The 15,920-nt window shown below is 61.9% G+C and carries 12 protein-coding genes and 1 tRNA gene; 11 read left to right on the top strand and 2 right to left on the bottom strand.

Annotated features, from left to right (window positions below; all coding sequences use genetic code 11):
* Position 1: 1 nt before the first annotated feature.
* Positions 2 to 1,066, bottom strand: coding sequence for a DMT family transporter (locus tag EPN31_RS11665; RefSeq protein WP_291773319.1), 1,065 nt, complete (start codon positions 1,064 to 1,066; stop codon positions 2 to 4).
* Positions 1,067 to 1,107: 41 nt separating this feature from the next.
* Between EPN31_RS11665 and EPN31_RS11660 the strand changes: the two genes are divergently transcribed.
* From EPN31_RS11660 to EPN31_RS11615, 10 genes are all read left to right on the top strand, one after another.
* Positions 1,108 to 1,386 carry a metal/formaldehyde-sensitive transcriptional repressor gene (locus tag EPN31_RS11660; protein WP_291773317.1) on the top strand — a complete coding sequence of 93 codons (279 nt, stop codon included), beginning with the start codon at positions 1,108 to 1,110 and terminating at the stop codon, positions 1,384 to 1,386.
* A gap of 11 nt (positions 1,387 to 1,397) precedes the next feature.
* Positions 1,398 to 3,335 (top strand): cation-translocating P-type ATPase, encoded by a 1,938-nt coding sequence (locus tag EPN31_RS11655; protein WP_291773315.1) that lies wholly within the window; start codon positions 1,398 to 1,400, stop codon positions 3,333 to 3,335.
* The gene (locus EPN31_RS11650; protein WP_291773313.1) at positions 3,332 to 4,021 is read left to right on the top strand and encodes a response regulator transcription factor; all 690 of its coding nucleotides are present in this window, start codon (positions 3,332 to 3,334) and stop codon (positions 4,019 to 4,021) included. Before EPN31_RS11655 ends, EPN31_RS11650 begins: the two co-directional genes overlap by 4 nt.
* A complete protein-coding gene (locus EPN31_RS11645) occupies positions 4,011 to 5,291 on the top strand; it encodes a HAMP domain-containing sensor histidine kinase (protein WP_291773860.1) in 1,281 nt (426 codons plus the stop codon). Before EPN31_RS11650 ends, EPN31_RS11645 begins: the two co-directional genes overlap by 11 nt.
* A 102-nt stretch (positions 5,292 to 5,393) precedes the next feature.
* A complete protein-coding gene (locus tag EPN31_RS11640; RefSeq protein WP_291773311.1) occupies positions 5,394 to 6,791 on the top strand; it encodes a TolC family protein in 1,398 nt (465 codons plus the stop codon).
* Complete coding sequence (locus tag EPN31_RS11635) at positions 6,788 to 7,855, top strand: metal transporter (RefSeq protein WP_291773309.1); 1,068 nt, start codon at positions 6,788 to 6,790, stop codon at positions 7,853 to 7,855. The genes EPN31_RS11640 and EPN31_RS11635 overlap by 4 nt, the downstream gene beginning before the upstream one ends.
* A gap of 41 nt (positions 7,856 to 7,896) precedes the next feature.
* Positions 7,897 to 11,013, top strand: coding sequence for an efflux RND transporter permease subunit (locus EPN31_RS11630; RefSeq protein WP_291773307.1), 3,117 nt, complete (start codon positions 7,897 to 7,899; stop codon positions 11,011 to 11,013).
* Positions 11,014 to 11,341: 328 nt separating this feature from the next.
* Positions 11,342 to 12,541 (top strand): MFS transporter, encoded by a 1,200-nt coding sequence (locus EPN31_RS11625; protein ID WP_291773305.1) that lies wholly within the window; start codon positions 11,342 to 11,344, stop codon positions 12,539 to 12,541.
* Positions 12,542 to 12,692: 151 nt separating this feature from the next.
* Entirely contained in the window at positions 12,693 to 13,208 is a 516-nt protein-coding gene (locus tag EPN31_RS11620; RefSeq protein WP_291773303.1) for a sigma-70 family RNA polymerase sigma factor, read from the top strand.
* Between the two features lie 309 nt (positions 13,209 to 13,517).
* Positions 13,518 to 14,519 carry a DUF4105 domain-containing protein gene (locus EPN31_RS11615; RefSeq protein ID WP_291773301.1) on the top strand — a complete coding sequence of 334 codons (1,002 nt, stop codon included), beginning with the start codon at positions 13,518 to 13,520 and terminating at the stop codon, positions 14,517 to 14,519.
* 107 nt (positions 14,520 to 14,626) lie between these two features.
* Here the strand turns inward: EPN31_RS11615 and EPN31_RS11610 are convergent.
* Positions 14,627 to 14,701, bottom strand: a tRNA-Arg gene (locus EPN31_RS11610).
* Positions 14,702 to 14,889: 188 nt separating this feature from the next.
* Between EPN31_RS11610 and EPN31_RS11605 the strand changes: the two genes are divergently transcribed.
* On the top strand, positions 14,890 to 15,798 hold the full coding sequence (locus EPN31_RS11605; RefSeq protein WP_291773299.1) for a c-type cytochrome: 909 nt from the start codon (positions 14,890 to 14,892) through the stop codon (positions 15,796 to 15,798).
* Positions 15,799 to 15,920: the final 122 nt, after the last annotated feature.

The following is a 15,920-nucleotide window of genomic DNA, read 5'->3' as shown; positions in this document are numbered from 1 at the left end:
CTCACCTATGCCGGTGCCGGTGATGGATGTCCGGATAGTGTGGATGGGTATGCGTGAGCGGCGTGTGGGTGTGCTCGTGCGTGTGGGGTTCACGCCCATCCCACAGGAAATCGTGGGCATGCTGATGGTGTGCGTCATGTACATGACGATGCATATGCGTCATGGGCTCGTGCGTATGCAGGTGCTGATGATGCTCGGTCAGATGGAGCCACACGCCAGTCGCCATGAACAAGGCGGCCGCCCAGAACGGCCAGGCTGTGGGCTCGCCAAATCCGAGAACCGCAACCGCAGCGCCAATGAATGGCGCAGTGGAGAAGTACGCGCCGGTTCGGGCGGTGCCCAGGCCACGCAAGGCGACAACAAACAGCGCCAGACTCACACCATAGCCCAGAAAACCGACAATCATTGCAAGCCCGATGAATGACGCCTGTGGCCAGCCGGCACCGAGCCACCCCGCGATTCCGACATTCACGGCCCCTGCCATCAGACCCTTGAGCCCGGCCACGAAAAGCGCGTCGGTGGCCGATACCTTTCGCGTGAAATTATTGTCCAGCGCCCAGCACAGGCAGGCTACGACGACCAAGGCACCGCCCCCGTCAACGGAAGCCTTGCCAGACGATCCCGGTAATGCGAGAGCAACCGCGCCCAGGACGATGAGTACCATGCCGACGATGACACGCCGATTCGCATTCTCATGGAACACGAACCAGGCGAGGACCGCCGTAAGCACGGCTTCCAGATTCAACAACAGAGAGGCTGTCGAGGCTGAGGTACGAGCCAGTCCCAGCATCAGGGCCAACGGCCCCAGCACGCCTCCACATCCGATGGCAAGCAGCAGCCAAAGCCACTCGGCCCTCGACATCGCCGGTACCCGCCACCCGCGATCTCGCACGAGCCTCACCAGACCCAGGCCGATGCCGCTGCCAAGGTAAAGCAAACCTGCCAGCAGAACAGGGGAGCCATCGCGCAAGAGTGCCTTGGCGACTGGCGTGCTCAAACCAAAGAGCGCCGCGGCACCGAGCGCTGCATACACGGCGGACGGCCACGAGACAGGAAGCTTCATCATACCTATACTATACCCAGGTATCCTATATATAAAATATTGCGATGAGCCACACGATTAAAAACAAAACCAGACTCCTGGGGCGCGTGCGCCGCATTCGAGGCCAAGTGGAAGCCATCGAACGGTCTCTGGACGCGGAAAAGGAATGCGCTGATATCCTGCACCAGATCGCTGCCGTGCGCGGAGCCGTCCAGGGACTGATGGGAGAAGTCATCGAAAGCCACATCCGGGGGCACATCGCGGGTTCCGAGGCGGCCAGCCAGGCAGACCGGGATCGGGGCGCGAACGAACTCATCGCCGTCATCCGGACCTATCTGAAGTAAGGCAGTCCATCATGAACCAACCACATGAAGCTTCTTTTCTGTCATCCGAAGCCGAACGACAAACGTCACCAGAATCGAGTGCGACCAGACAACGCGGTGAAAGCCATCAGGACCATGGTTTCACCCTCGACTGGCTGGAGATGGCACGTATCGTGATAGTCGCTCTGGCAGCGCTGGCTGTCTGGTTGCACACCTGGGAACCGCTATCAAGCGTCAGCCTGGTCGGCACTGCGGGACTGCTGATCGGCGGCTGGCCGGTATTCCAGGAAGCTCTCGAGGGCCTACGCTCGCGGCGCATGACGATGGAGCTCTCCATGTCCATCGCCATCGTCGCGGCAGCGGCCATTTCAGAATTCTTTACCGCCCTCATCATCACGTTGTTCGTGCTGATCGCCGAAGTGCTGGAAGAGATGACCGTCTCGCGGGGCCGCCGGGCGATCCGTGAGCTGCTCAACTTTCTGCCGCGCTTCGTCTCGGTACGCGGCGAGCACGGCATCGCCGAAGTCGAGGCCGATGACCTCGCCATCGGAGACACCATCCTCATCAGCCCGGGCGGCCGCATCCCCGTCGACGGCACCGTGGTTGCGGGCCATTCGTTTGCAGACCAGTCACGCATCACGGGCGAATCCATGCCGGTCGAGAAGACTCCAGGCAGCGGTGTCTTCGCTGGTTCCATCAACCAATCGGGAGCACTGGAAGTCCGCGCGCAGTGCATCGGTCGTGACACAAGCTACGGCAAGATCATCGAAGCAGTGGAGCAGGCAGAGCAGTCGCGCGCGCCGGTGCAACGTCTCGCGGACCGGCTCGCAGGCTATCTGGTGTATTTTGCGCTGGCCGCTGCCGCACTCACTTACCTCATGACGCAAGACGTCCGCTCAACTATCGCAGTCATCATCGTCGCGGGGGCCTGCGGCATTGCCGCCGGTACGCCGCTCGCGATCCTTGGCGCCATCGGCCGCGCTGCGCGTGCAGGGGCGATCATCAAAGGAGGCCGGTATCTAGAACAGCTCGGACAGGTGGATACCATCGTTATGGACAAGACGGGCACACTGACGCACGGCATGCCGGAGGTTCAGGAACTGCTGCCCGTCAAAGCGGTGACCGCCGAAGTCCTCCTCGATGCAGTCGCCACCGCCGAGCTACGATCAGAACACCCCTTGGGCAAGACCATTGTTTCCTACGCCAGGGAACGTGGCCGCACGATTGCCGAACCCGAACGATTCAGCTACACGCCCGGGCGCGGGATCGACGCGACCCTCTCGGGGGAACAGATCCTCGCAGGGAATCTGAACCTCATGCGTGAAAGGGGCATCCCGGTCCCCGGGCCGTTTCTGATGAGCCAGGCCGCAGCCTCGCTGGTGTATGTAGCACGATCGGGACATCTGCTCGGCGTCATCACCATTGCCGACCATGTACGGCCAGAGGCACAGGCCGCCGTATCGGTGCTGCATGCCATGGGCATGCAGACGGTCCTACTGACAGGGGACTCCAGGAGCGTTGCGGAAAGCGTCGCTTCACACCTGGGCATCAAGAACGTCAAGGCGGACCTGTTGCCGGAAGAAAAGCGCGAAATCGTGCGCAGCCTGGTCGACGCCGGCCACACGGTTGCCATGGTCGGCGACGGCATCAACGATGCGCCTGCCCTCATGCAAGCGCACGTGGGTATCGCAATGGGTTCAGGAACCGATGTGGCGCGTGAAAGTGCCGATGTGGTGCTACTCGGTAATGATCTGCTGAAGTTTGCCGGCACTCTTGACCTCGCACGGCGCACGCGCCGCATCATCTGGACCAACTTTTCAGGGACCATCGGGATTGACCTGTTAGGTATCGTTCTTGCCGCTTTCGGGCTCCTGAGTCCGCTGCTGGCGGCCTTCATCCACGTCACGTCAGAGATGATCTTCATTCTCAATTCAGCCCGGCTTCTTCCAGGCCGAGCCCACCACTCATGAAAGTACTGATTGTCGAGGACGATTCTTCAATTGCCACAAACCTCTATGATTATCTGGAGGCAGGCGGCTACGAGGTGGGCGTGGCGCCCAATGGCAAAGCAGGGCTTCAGATGGCGCTCGCCGAACCCTGGGACGCCATCCTGCTCGACCTTTCGCTACCCGGTATGGACGGACTCACGCTCTGCCGCACACTGAGAGAGACCGAGCACAAGGACACGCCCGTACTGATGTTGACCGCGAGGGATTCGCTGGACGACAAGCTCCAGGGCTTCGTGCACGGCGCCGATGATTATCTGGTCAAACCGTTTTCCCTGAAAGAGGTGGGTGCCCGTCTCGGCGCCATGATCAAACGCTACCGGGGCGGCGTTGCCTCCATGGACTTCCGGTTCGCGGATGTGCGCCTTGACTTGTCGACCATGACCGTCGAACGCGCCGGACGCCCGATCAAGCTCTCTCCCAAATGCTTTCACCTGCTACGCATCCTGATGCGGCCGCCCTACCGCACCTTCAGCCGCGCCGAACTCGAGTCTGAAATATGGGGCGAGGAACTACCCGATAGCGATACGCTGCGCACACACGTCTACACCCTGCGCCGAGCACTCCACAACCCTGGCGAGCCCGACATCATCGGAACCCTGCATGGTGTCGGCTATCGGCTCGTGGAAAACAGCGATGATGCGAAATAGCCTGCGCTTCACGGTCGCTCTGTTCTTTTCGGTGCTGACCATCCTCCTGCTGGTTGCCCAGGCGCTGGGCGTGAAGACACTGGCGGAGGCACAGGAAGAAAAACTGATCGCGGCCCTTATTCGCGACGACATGGCCAGCGTACTCAAGAGCTTTGAAGCCGACCGTACGTTGCTGCCGCCATTCGATCTGCGGGCGAACGGCTATGTATCAGTGGCAGACCACGAATCCATCACGCTACCCCCGGCAATCAAGGACATGGCCTTCGGCACCCACGAACTCATCATCGACAAACGGGAGATCCACATTGCGATCGCGCCGTTCGGCACGGCACGCCTGTACCGTGTGTACAACTTCAGCATCTACGAAAGGCACTTCAGGAAAGTCATCAACACCCTGATGGCCAGTACCGGCCTCTTTGCGCTCCTCACGATCTGGCTGGCCTTTGGCCTGTCGAGACTGCTGGTGCGACAGGTCACGGACCTCGCACGGCAGGTAAAGATGCTGCGCCTCGGAGAATCGGCACCAATCCAGCCAGGCCGATACGACGAGACTGAACTGGCCGGACTCGTGGAGGCGTTCAACGACTACCACCAACGCATGGCGGACATGATTGCACGGGAGAAGGCGTTTACAGGCGATGTCAGCCACGAGTTGCGCACGCCGCTGACGACCATCAAGACAAGCTGCGAACTGCTCGCGCAGGATGCGGAGATCCGCGGAAAATCGCGCGCACGTCTGCAGCAGATCGAGCGCGCAGCAGACAATATGCGCGAGCTCACCAACGCTTTGCTCATGCTCGCCAGGGAAGACTCGGCGCGCGAAGTCGAGCCGGTGGCAATGGCGGAAATGATCGAAACCGCGCTGGCACCTTTCGCCGACCGGCTCGCACAGAAGGGACTTGAGACAGTCGTCGATGTGGACCGCAAACTCCTGATCACGGCAAACCGCCCTGCGCTCGCGATCGTGTTATCCAATCTCATGGACAACGCTGTGCGCCACACTGAGCATGGGCACATCCACTTCCGCTACGTGAACGGCTGGCTGTCCATCGAGGACACGGGACCGGGTATCCCAACCGATGCGATCCCTTACGTCTTCGACCGGTTCTACCAGGCAGAGCCACCAGGTGACCCACCACTTGGCGTCGGGATCGGCCTGTCAATCGTCAAGAGACTCTGCGATCGCTACGGATGGCCGATCAAGATCGGTAGCGAACCAGATAAGGGAACCTGCGTCTCCCTTCGTCTGCCCGTGACAATCGGGACTTGACTCGAGCGCCACCAGGATCTTGACGGAAACTTCACAATCGGTGGCGTAGCATCTGGCCAGAAGCTACCCGGGCGGGCGGCAAAAGTTCGATGAGATGCCGGAATGCGCCGTGCCCTATTGATTGTCTTCATTACCCTGACGGGATTGGCCGGCTGCACGACTTATCATCCCGAGCCGATCACCCCCGATCGGCTGGCCCGGCAATTTGAGCAGCGTTCACTGGCAGGCGAAAAGCTGCACACATTCATCGCGCGCGAAAGCGGCCACGATGTCACCCCATGGCCACCCACTACCTGGAACCGCAGGCTGCTCACCCTGGCTGCGTTCTACTACAACCCCACGCTCGACCTGGCTCGAGCGCAATGGAATACCGCAAGAACCGGGATCGGCGTCGCCGATACGTCGCCCAACCCGATCCTGCAGCTGCCGTTCCAACACAGCACGCCCAATCCAGGGCCAGGGAGCCCCTTTACCTGGGGCCCGTCACTCGACATCACCATCGAGACCGCGCACAAACGCCGCTATCGCACCGACCAGGCAACGCACCTGTCGGAAGCAGCCAGACTGAACACCATCGCCGCAGCATGGACGGTCAGTTCGCGAGTCCGCAATGCCATGCTCGCCCTGTACGCGGCACGCACGCGCACCACCCTCCTGTCCGCAAAAGCGCAAGCCAAGCGGGAAATCACGGGAATGAGCCGCCGCCGCCTCGCCGTCGGGCAGTATTCTCAGCCCGACGTGGACGCTGCCGTGCTCGCGGACACGCAGGCTCAAAGCGACCTGGCAACGGCCCAGAGCGGGGAAAATGACGCGCAGGCACAACTGGCCGCCGCCATCGGCGTACCGGTCACCGCCATTGAGGGCATCACGCTGGACCTGAGCGCGTTCGGAACGGTTCCACCCCCACTACCGGCCAAGGACGCACAGCGTGCCGCAATCTTCCACCGTGCCGATTTGCGAGCATCCCTTGCTGACTATGCGGCAGCCGAATCGGCGCTTCAGCTCCAGATTGCGAAACAGTACCCCGACATCCACCTTGGCCCCGGCTACACATACGACACCGGCACCGAAAAGATCGCCTTCGGACTGGCTGGCATCACGCTGCCGATCTTTGACCAGAACCAGCAAAACATCAGGCAAGCCGAGGCCAAACGCAGTGAGGCGGCAGTCCGCACCGGTGCGCTGCAGGACAGAATCATCGGTGATCTGGCACACGCCCTGACGCGCTACCAATCAAGCATCAAAGCGCTGCGGCTGGCCGACACGCACCAGGCCAGCGCACGTCGCCAGCTCGACAGCCAAGCGACCGCGTTCTCCCATGGCAATACGGACCGGTTGACCTTCACCCAGGCGAAAGTCGATTACCAAACCAGCGAGATCACCCATCTCGACGCCCTGGTTGCCGTTCAACACGCCGCTGGGGCACTCGAGGACGCGATGCAGCAACCTCTGGGCCAGGGCGCTGCGAGCCTCACTTCTCGCGAAGGGACAACACCATGAAACTGCGACTCATCTTCCTTTGCGTCCTCTCGCTGGCCCTGGGGGCGGGTGCAAGCAGGTACATCATCAACCAAACACTTGACAGCCCCGTAGCGCCAACAGCTGCGGGGACGCCGTCGGATCAACCACCCACCGTACAGCAGATCAATGGCAAAACGATCGTGGTCATCAGCCCGGAGGCACAGCGCGCCAGCCACATCGAAGTCACCCCGATCGCAGCTGTCACGAACCAGCCCAGCATCAGCGCCAATGCCACCATCATCGACTTGCGGCCGCTCTTCGACTTGCGCAATCGGCTCGCCAGCGCCCGCGCGGATGTTGACAGCTTCACCGCACAAGCGGCCAATTCACGTGCGCACTACCAGGGCAGCCGCACGCTCTTCGCCGACGACCGCAACATTTCGCTGAAAAGCCTGCAGGCTGCGCGGTCGGCCATGCAAAGCGACAACGCAAAGCTACAGTCCGCCAGAGTCGCGCTGGACGATATGGATGGCGCAATCCGGCAGCAGTTCGGCACGGCGCTGGCGGACGCCGCAGCGGCACCGACCTCGGCGCTCTTCCAGCGGCTCCGGGCCGGCCAGTCTGTCGTGGTGCGCGTCACGCTGCCCACGGGCTTTGGCTCGACGCCGCCCGAGGACGTCGCAATCGACACGGTCGACGGTCGCACGATCACCGCCAAAAGACTCTCCGCCTCGCCCCTCGCCGACCCCACCGCACCCGGCAATCCCTGGTTTTACATCGCCGATGCCGCACTGCCAGCCAATCTCCACACAAGCGCACGAGTGCCAACGTCGAGCAAACCCATCCTGGAACTGCTGATCCCGGAGCAAGCAGTGGTGTGGTATGGCGGCCAAACATGGGCATACGTGCGCACCGATCAGAACCACTTCACACGACACTATGTGCCACCAGGCAATGCGGGCGACCACGGTCTCATGGTGAGATCGGGCTTCCATGCGGGCGACCAGATCGTCACGCAAGGCGCACAGCTGCTGCTCTCTGAAGAGCTCAAACCGCAAAGCATCAGCACCACTTGTCAGGACCCGCCCGAATGTGACGGCTGATCCGCACATTCGCTGCCCTGAACAGTACAACATCATCCCCCATGCTTAAAGCGATCATCCGGTTCTCACTACGCTTTCGCGGCGTCATCTTCTCACTGGCCATCATGGCGATCGGCTATGGGATCTTTTCGCTCACGCAGGCAAAACTAGACGTCTTCCCCGAATTTGCGCCGCCGATGAGCATCGTGCAGACGACCGCACCGGGCATGACCAGCGAACAGGTGGAGACGCTGGTGACGCAACCACTCGAAAACGCTCTGGGCGGAATGACCGGGCTGCAATCGATCCGGTCTCGATCCATGCAGGGCCTCTCAGCAATCACACTGGTCTTCAATGACCGCGCAAACGTGATGCAAGTCCGCCAGCTCGTGACCGAGCGCATCAGCGGGGCCGCAGCCACCCTGCCGACGGGTGTCTCGCCACCCCGGCTCCTACCGCTCACGACGACCACAAGCGTGGTGCGCAGCATCGGCCTCACCTCGAAAACACGTACGCTCTCGGATCTCTACGACACTGCACAAAGGATCGTCAGGCCCCAGCTGCTGGATGTTTCGGGCGTGGCCGACGTGATCGTGTTCGGCGGAGAAATACGCCAGATGCAGATTCAGGTCGACCCGGCAAAGTTGATCCGCCACGGCGTGTCCATCCAGGATGTCATCACCGCAGCCCGCCAGGCCACAGGCGTGCGGGGCGCAGGATTCATCGAGAATCAGAATCAGCGCATCGCCATCAATGCCGACGGCCAGATCACGAACCCGCAAAAGCTCGCCAACGTCGTGTTGCGCCTGAGCAATGGTGCCGCAGTTCATCTCGGTGATGTCGCCAACGTGACCTGGGGCAGTGCCCCGCCCGTCGGCGCCGCATCAATCATGGGCAAACCAGGTGTCATGGTCGTGATTGAGAGCCAATACGGCACCAACACGATGGCGGTGACAAATCGCATCGAGAAAACACTCGCGGGACTGGAACCTGTGCTCACTCGCCAGGGCATCGACGTGAACGCCAATGTCTTCCGGCCCGCCAATTTCATCGAAGCCTCCGTCGGCCACTTGCGCACATCGCTGATCGCAGGCGCCTTGCTGGTCATCGCCGTACTGTTCCTGTTTCTGCTCAACGCCCGCACCGCAGTGATCTCGGCCGTTGCGATTCCACTGTCCCTTCTGATTGCAACCACTGTACTGACGTTGTCCGGCGTCAGCCTGAACACGATGACTCTGGGGGGGCTCGCCATCGCACTGGGCGAAGTCGTCGACGACGCGATCATCGATGTCGAGAACATTTACCGACGCCTGCGTGAAAACCGCGCACTGGCCCAACCGCTTCCAGCACTCCGAGTCGTGCTGCGAGCTTCGCTCGAAGTGCGTAGCGCCGTCGTGTTCGCGACCTTCATCGTGATGCTGATTTTCCTGCCTGTGCTCAGCCTCGCGGGTGTCGGTGGACGGCTCTTTGCGCCACTGGGCATCGCCTACATCCTCGCCGTACTGGCGTCCCTTGGCGTCGCGTTGACGCTCACGCCAGCGATGGCCCTGGCGCTATTGGCGCGAGGTCCACTGCCCGAGCACGACCCACGCGCGATCGGGCACCTAAAGACACGCTATGTCACCCTACTGACAAACGTCGAGCGCCATGTGAAGGTCGTCATGGTCACTGTCGCGCTGCTGTGCGCCGCCACGCTGGCAGCACTACCCTTCCTGAGTGGCAATTTCATACCCACGCTGCGCGAGGGTCACTACATCGTCCACATGGGCGTCGCGCCTGGGACCTCCCTCGCAGAGTCCATGCGCATCGGCACGCAGGTATCCCAGGCGCTACTGCAGATACCGGGTGTGCGTCTGGTGGCCCAGCGTGCCGGCCGCGCCAACGACGTGGTCGACCCGACCGGCGTGCAACTTTCCGAGTTTGAAGTGAACCTCAAGCCAATGGGCGCATCGGGCCAAAGCTGGGCGCTATACCGGATTCGCCAGGCGCTGGCCCGCTTTCCGGGCCTCTCGACCTCAGTCAACACTTTTCTCGAGGAGCGCATCGATGAAACCATTTCAGGTACGACGGCCCCCGTGGTCGTGAATGTCTTCGGCAATGACCTCGACGTCATCGATCGCACGGCCCAGCAGATTGCCCGACTGATCGGTACGATGCGCGGCGTCGCCAGCGTGCGGGTCAATTCGCCGCCCGGAACCCCGGAACTGAACGTGCGACTCGACCCTGGCGCACTGAGCCGCTGGGGCTTTCGCCCCGCCCAGGTACTCGATGCGATTCACGCCGCATACGCCGGTGTCACAGTCTCGCAAATCTATGAGGGTAACGGCACTCGCGACGTCGTCGTCCTGCTCGACCCGGCTCAGCGCCGATCCATCAGCGGCGTGGGCAAACTCATGGTCCGCAACTCGAGCGGGGTGACCGTTCCACTAAGCACACTCGCCACCATCCACCAGGTTGCTGGCCACTACCAGATCACACATGACGGCGGCCAGCGTGTGCAAACGGTATCCGTCAACCTGGGCAGTCGACCAGCCAGCGACTTCGTCAAGGAGGCGCAGGCGCGCGTGAACCGCGAGATCAAGATGCCGCCAGGCACATACGCCGTTTTCAATGGGGAAAGCGAAGCCCGGGCACAATCGCAGCGTAACCTGCTCGCGTACAGCGGGATCGCGCTGGTGGGCATCACGCTGCTATTGTTCCTTGCCATGAAGAACCGGCGTGCCGTGCTGCTGATTCTCGCAAACTTGCCCTTTGCACTGGTCGGTGGAGTCCTTAGCGTGATTGCGACGGGAGGGAACCTGTCACTCGGCAGCATGGTCGGCTTCGTGACATTACTGGGGATATCGCTGCGAAATTCAATCATGCTGATCAGCCACTACGAGCATCTCGTGCACGTCGACCACCTGACCTGGAACATGAGCACGGCAGTGCGTGGCGCTTCCGAACGGCTGGTGCCGATCCTCATGACCGCATTGGTGACTGCGCTCGCGCTGACACCGCTCGCCGTGACAAGTGGAGCGCCGGGAAACGAAATCGAGGGCCCAATGGCCATCGTCATCCTCGGCGGCCTGATCACGTCAACGGCACTCAATCTGATCATCCTGCCGGCGCTGGCACTGCGTTTCGGCCACTTCGAGCGCAAAAAGACCTTCGAACCGCGCGACACGCAAAGAAACTGACGCTCGCCACTCTTCTCACAACGACCCGATCTGGCACCGGCGGGGCTGCCCACCACCCGCCCGCATTCGCATACCTCACGCCGCCAGTTTCTGGGACAATCGAAAGAAGCTCATTACCGCAGCAATCACCCGAAGGACGCACAGACCACTGATGGACGTCGCCAGCCTGATCCAGACCTATGGCTACGGGGCACTCGCCGCGGGAACCTGGTCGCACACTTTCCCTCTTCGCAACCCAAAGTCGCGCGGATCAGCGCTCTGCTGGCGCCTGTTCGTCCTGGCGAGACGTCTCACCCACAGAAAAGAACGGCAATAGGCGCCAATATCCATGCAGAACCAGAAAATTCGCTCGACGCGACACATTCCACAAGGGGTCTGGATCCTGGGCTCCGTGAGCCTTTTGATGGACACCTCGTCCGAGCTCATCCACAGCCTGCTCCCCATGTTCATGGTGACGACCCTGGGAGCAACTGCGCTGGAAGTCGGCTGGATCGAAGGCCTGGCGGAATCCACGGCACTCATTACGAAGGTGTTTTCCGGGACCTTGAGCGACTACTTCGGCAAACGCAAGGGACTGGCGGTCTTTGGCTATGCCCTGGCGGCCTTCACCAAACCGCTGTTTGCGCTGGCCCCGACGCTGGGAGTCGTGTTGACCGCCCGCCTGCTGGACCGCGTGGGTAAAGGCATCCGGGGCGCACCCAGAGATGCGCTGGTCGCAGATTTCACCGCGCCGGAAATCCGGGGCGCTGCCTTCGGCCTGCGCCAGGCGCTAGACGCAGTCGGGGCAACACTGGGCCCGCTTCTCGCAGTCGTTTTCATGGTCCTGTGGGCCGACCACTTCCGAACGGTCTTCTGGATCGCGGTCATCCCGGGCGTGGCCAGCGTCGCGCTACTGGCTTTCGGTCTGCGCGAACCCGCTGCCCCCCACAAGGAAAGGCGCACCAACCCCATCCGGCGTGAGAACCTGCGCCGCCTGGATGCCGCCTACTGGTGGGTCGTCGCAATCGGCGCCATCTTCACGCTGGCGCGGTTCAGCGAGGCGTTCCTGGTCCTGCGGGTACAGCAAGTCGGCGTGGCCATTGCACTGGTTCCGCTTGCCGTGGTCGCGATGAACCTGGCCTTTTCCCTCACCGCGTATCCCCTCGGGAAACTCTCCGACCGCATCAGCCACCGAGCGCTGCTCGCAATCGGCCTCGGCATCATGATCGTCGCCGACCTGCTGCTGGCCGTGAGCAACCACTGGTCAGTCGTTCTACTGGGAATCATCCTCTGGGGTATCCATCTAGGCGCCACCCAGGGGCTGCTTGCCACCATGGTCGCCGATACCGCTCCCGCCGATCTGCGCGGCACCGCGTATGGCTTCTTCAACCTCGTCAGCGGCATCGCGATGCTGTTGGCCAGCGTCATCGCCGGCCTGCTCTGGGACAGCTTCGGGGCGCCCGTCACCTTTTATGTAGCCGCCGGCTTCTGCTTGGTAGGCCTGGTCACCCTGATGATGAGGGCTCGTGTCGGACCCCGCACCCACTGATCCACGAAGTCGGCTGGGCCATGCCGGTACGCACTACGTGCGCGTATGCTGATATCGTCAGGCAGGCGAATCCTTTTGCCGGATGGACGACTCTCTTGACTGGGGGCCCACGGACAGGACTGGGCCCCGTACATAACTCATGGGTCTCCATATGGATAATCGAAATGACCTGGTCTTGGCGGCACAAACCGGCGATCGGGTGGCCATTTCCCGTCTGCTCACCGTATGCCAGGCAGATGTGCGGCGCTATGCCCGAAAACAATGTGAGGCCAGCGACGTGGATGACGCCGTACAAGAATCCCTGCTCGTCATCTGCCGCAAAGTGCGGGGGCTGAAGGCAGCAGCGGCCTTTTCCTCATGGCTTTTCACCGTCGTGAAGCGCGAGTGCCGCAAGCTCTCGCGCCGTATGTTCAAGTATCAGCCGCTGCCAGAGGAACTGGCCGAAGAACGCCTCTTGTACAAGCCGCAGGACGACTTGCGGATCGACCTGGCAGCCGCGCTGGAGTCACTGCCCGCTCACTACCTGGAGGTCATCCTGTTGCGCGACTTCGAGGAACTGACAATCGCCGAGATTGCCACCCGTCTGGGAGAACAGGCGGGTGCCGTCAAAAGCCGCCTGCATCGCGCGCGCGAGCTGGTGCGTGAATACATGCTTGATTCGGAGTGACAACCATGTACTGTGATACTTCTGTAACACGACAACTGGTGCGCGGTGTGCTCGCTGCAGCATCCATTACCGGAGCCATTCTGCTGACTCCGCATTTCTGGCCCGCAATTGGGCTTCTTGCCGTAGCGGTCTACTTCATGGGCGGCTGCCCGGCGTGCTGGTTGGCAGGCCTGGCGCAAGCCATCGAAAATCGGTCGAAGCACTCACCAACGACCGAACCGAAACAGCCCTAGACGTGAAGTTCCAACAGGTCAGAACACAAGTCGGCGGGCTGCGTCCCTTCGCACCGGAAACACGCAGGACGCAGCGATGACTACGGCCATCGCAGTGGCCGCAATCATGCTGTGGGCTGGATGGGGCGCCTGTGCCCTATGGTTCAGGCTCCCTTTCAACAGGCGGGTGAACACGGTCATCATTGCGGCCTGGCTCGGGCTGACCCTGCTGGGCGCAGCAGGCCTCATCTCGGGCGAAACCAGATGGACGGACCCATTCGGCGCGGCCTCTCTGATGCTGCTCGCATGGTGGTGGCTGGGCGTGCGTCCGTCCAACGACCGCGACTGGATGCCCGAGGTGGCCAGGCTGACTCACGGAGACGTCGCCGGCAACATCGTGACGCTGTACAACGTACGGGACTTCCGCTGGCGCACGCAAGACGATTACGACGTCCGCTGGAGAACCTGCCGCTATGATCTGGACCGGCTCGAATCCGTGGATCTGGTATTGTCCACTTGGGGAAACCCGGCCGTCGCGCACGCCATGGTGTCGTTCGGATTCGGTGCCGGCAGTTTCGTCATATTCTCGGTCGAGATCCGGCGCAAGCGGGGTGATGTCTTCTCCGAAATCGGAGGATTCTTCCGGAAGTACGAACTATCGGTCCTCGCATCCACCGAGGAAGACTCACTGCGCGTACGCACCAACGTACGCGGAGAGAAAGGCTATCTGTACAGGATTGACATACCGCTGGATGGCGCCCGCGCGCTTTTCGTGTCCTATGTGCGGACAGCCTCGCGCCTGCGGCAGCGGCCCCGCTTCTACAACACCCTCACGGCCAATTGCACAACCCTCATCTGGCGCTTGGCCAACCAGATCATCCCAGGGCTGCCCATGGACTACCGGCTGCTGCTGTCAGGGTATCTGCCGGAATATCTGGACTGTCTCGGTGGCCTCGCTGGCGAGGGTGATGTCGCCAGCCGCCGCCGGGCGGGCAATTACACCAGCCGTGCGCTGGCGGCCCCCGACGCAGCCGACTACTCCCGGGTCATCCGCGAAGGCGTGCCCGGCATCCCGCCGCCCGATGACCGGTTACGCTGACTCCCCTGCCAGACGGAAATGACCATTGGGCACCCGGACGGACATCTTTGGGATGTCGTCTGGAACCCGCAATGGGAGGAGTGAAGCAAGGTGACCAAACCCGAAACTGGCGCGCCCGGCAGGAATCGAACCTGCATCGAAAGCTTCGGAGGCTCCCATTCTATCCATTGAAATACGGGCGCGCGGCGGGGGTCTGACGGGCCATGCACCGTTACGGTGCATGGGGCCGCTATTGTAGCGTGTTTATTGGCCCCACGCCGGGCATGGCTGCAGGTAGCCGGGCCTGTCGCTATAATCGCAGGCTAAGGCCTGTTACGACCGACTGCGCGACCAGCATCCGGTCGCGGCCCCATTACTTCAGGAACCCGTCATGAGTCTCCCCGATCACGAAAGTGCAAACGAAAGTTCCATCAAGACCCCGCGTCAACTGCTCATTACCGTCATCCTGGCGTTCCTGATTCCCATCACCGTCATCATTCTGCTGGTCAACCTGGTCGGCTCCACCATTCGCACCGGCGCCGGGTCCGAAGGCCAGACCCCCGACGCCATCGCCAAACGCATTCAACCGGTCGCTGGATTCAAGCTGGTCGATGCCAATGCCCCCAAGATCTTCAAGACCGGTCAACAGGTCTTCGAATCTACCTGTACCGCCTGCCACACGGCTGGCGTCTCGGGCGCACCGAAATTCGGCGATAAATCCTCGTGGGCACCTTTCATCAAACTGGGCTACGACGATCTGGTGAAGAATGCCATCCACGGCATCGGCCCAATGCCCCCGAAGGGTGGCAACTCCACGCTCGACGACTTTGAAGTCGCGCGTGCCGTGGTCTACATGGCCAACCACTCGGGCGCCAACTTCCCGGAACCAAAGGAACCGGCATCGGGCGCCGCGACAGCCAAGCCGGCAGCGACACAGGCGGCAGCACCCGCAGCAGCTCCTGCACCTGCTCCCGCGCCTGTCGCACAGGCCAAGCCTGCCGAAACGGCTACACCCGCTGCAGCCAAACCGGCTGAAACAAAAACTGCGAGTGCCAGCACGAACGCGGTCGGCGACAAGCTCTACCACTCGGTCTGCTTCGCTTGCCACGCCGTCGGTGCAGCCGGTGCCCCGAAGTTCGGCGACAAGGCTAGCTGGGCACCATTCATCAAGACTGGCCTGGACACCATGCTGAAGAACGCCATATCGGGCGTGGGTGCCATGCCGCCGCGCGGCGGCTCGCAAGCCACGGACGCTGAAATGAAGGCCGCCATCCAGTACATGGTGGACGCCGCCAAATAACGGCTTGCCCGAATACGGGATCGACGCAATAACAGGGCCGACGACAGTCGGCCCTTTTCGTCAGCCTGAAGCAGCTTCCCAGTGCGGAATTACATGTTGCGGAAGACAGGCCAAGCCCCAAC

It is taken from the genome of Castellaniella sp. (assembly GCF_004321985.1).
In the GTDB taxonomy this organism is placed as follows: domain Bacteria; phylum Pseudomonadota; class Gammaproteobacteria; order Burkholderiales; family Burkholderiaceae_B; genus Castellaniella.
Note: the sequence above shows the minus strand (reverse complement) of the source record. Positions and strands in the feature narration are given on the sequence as shown.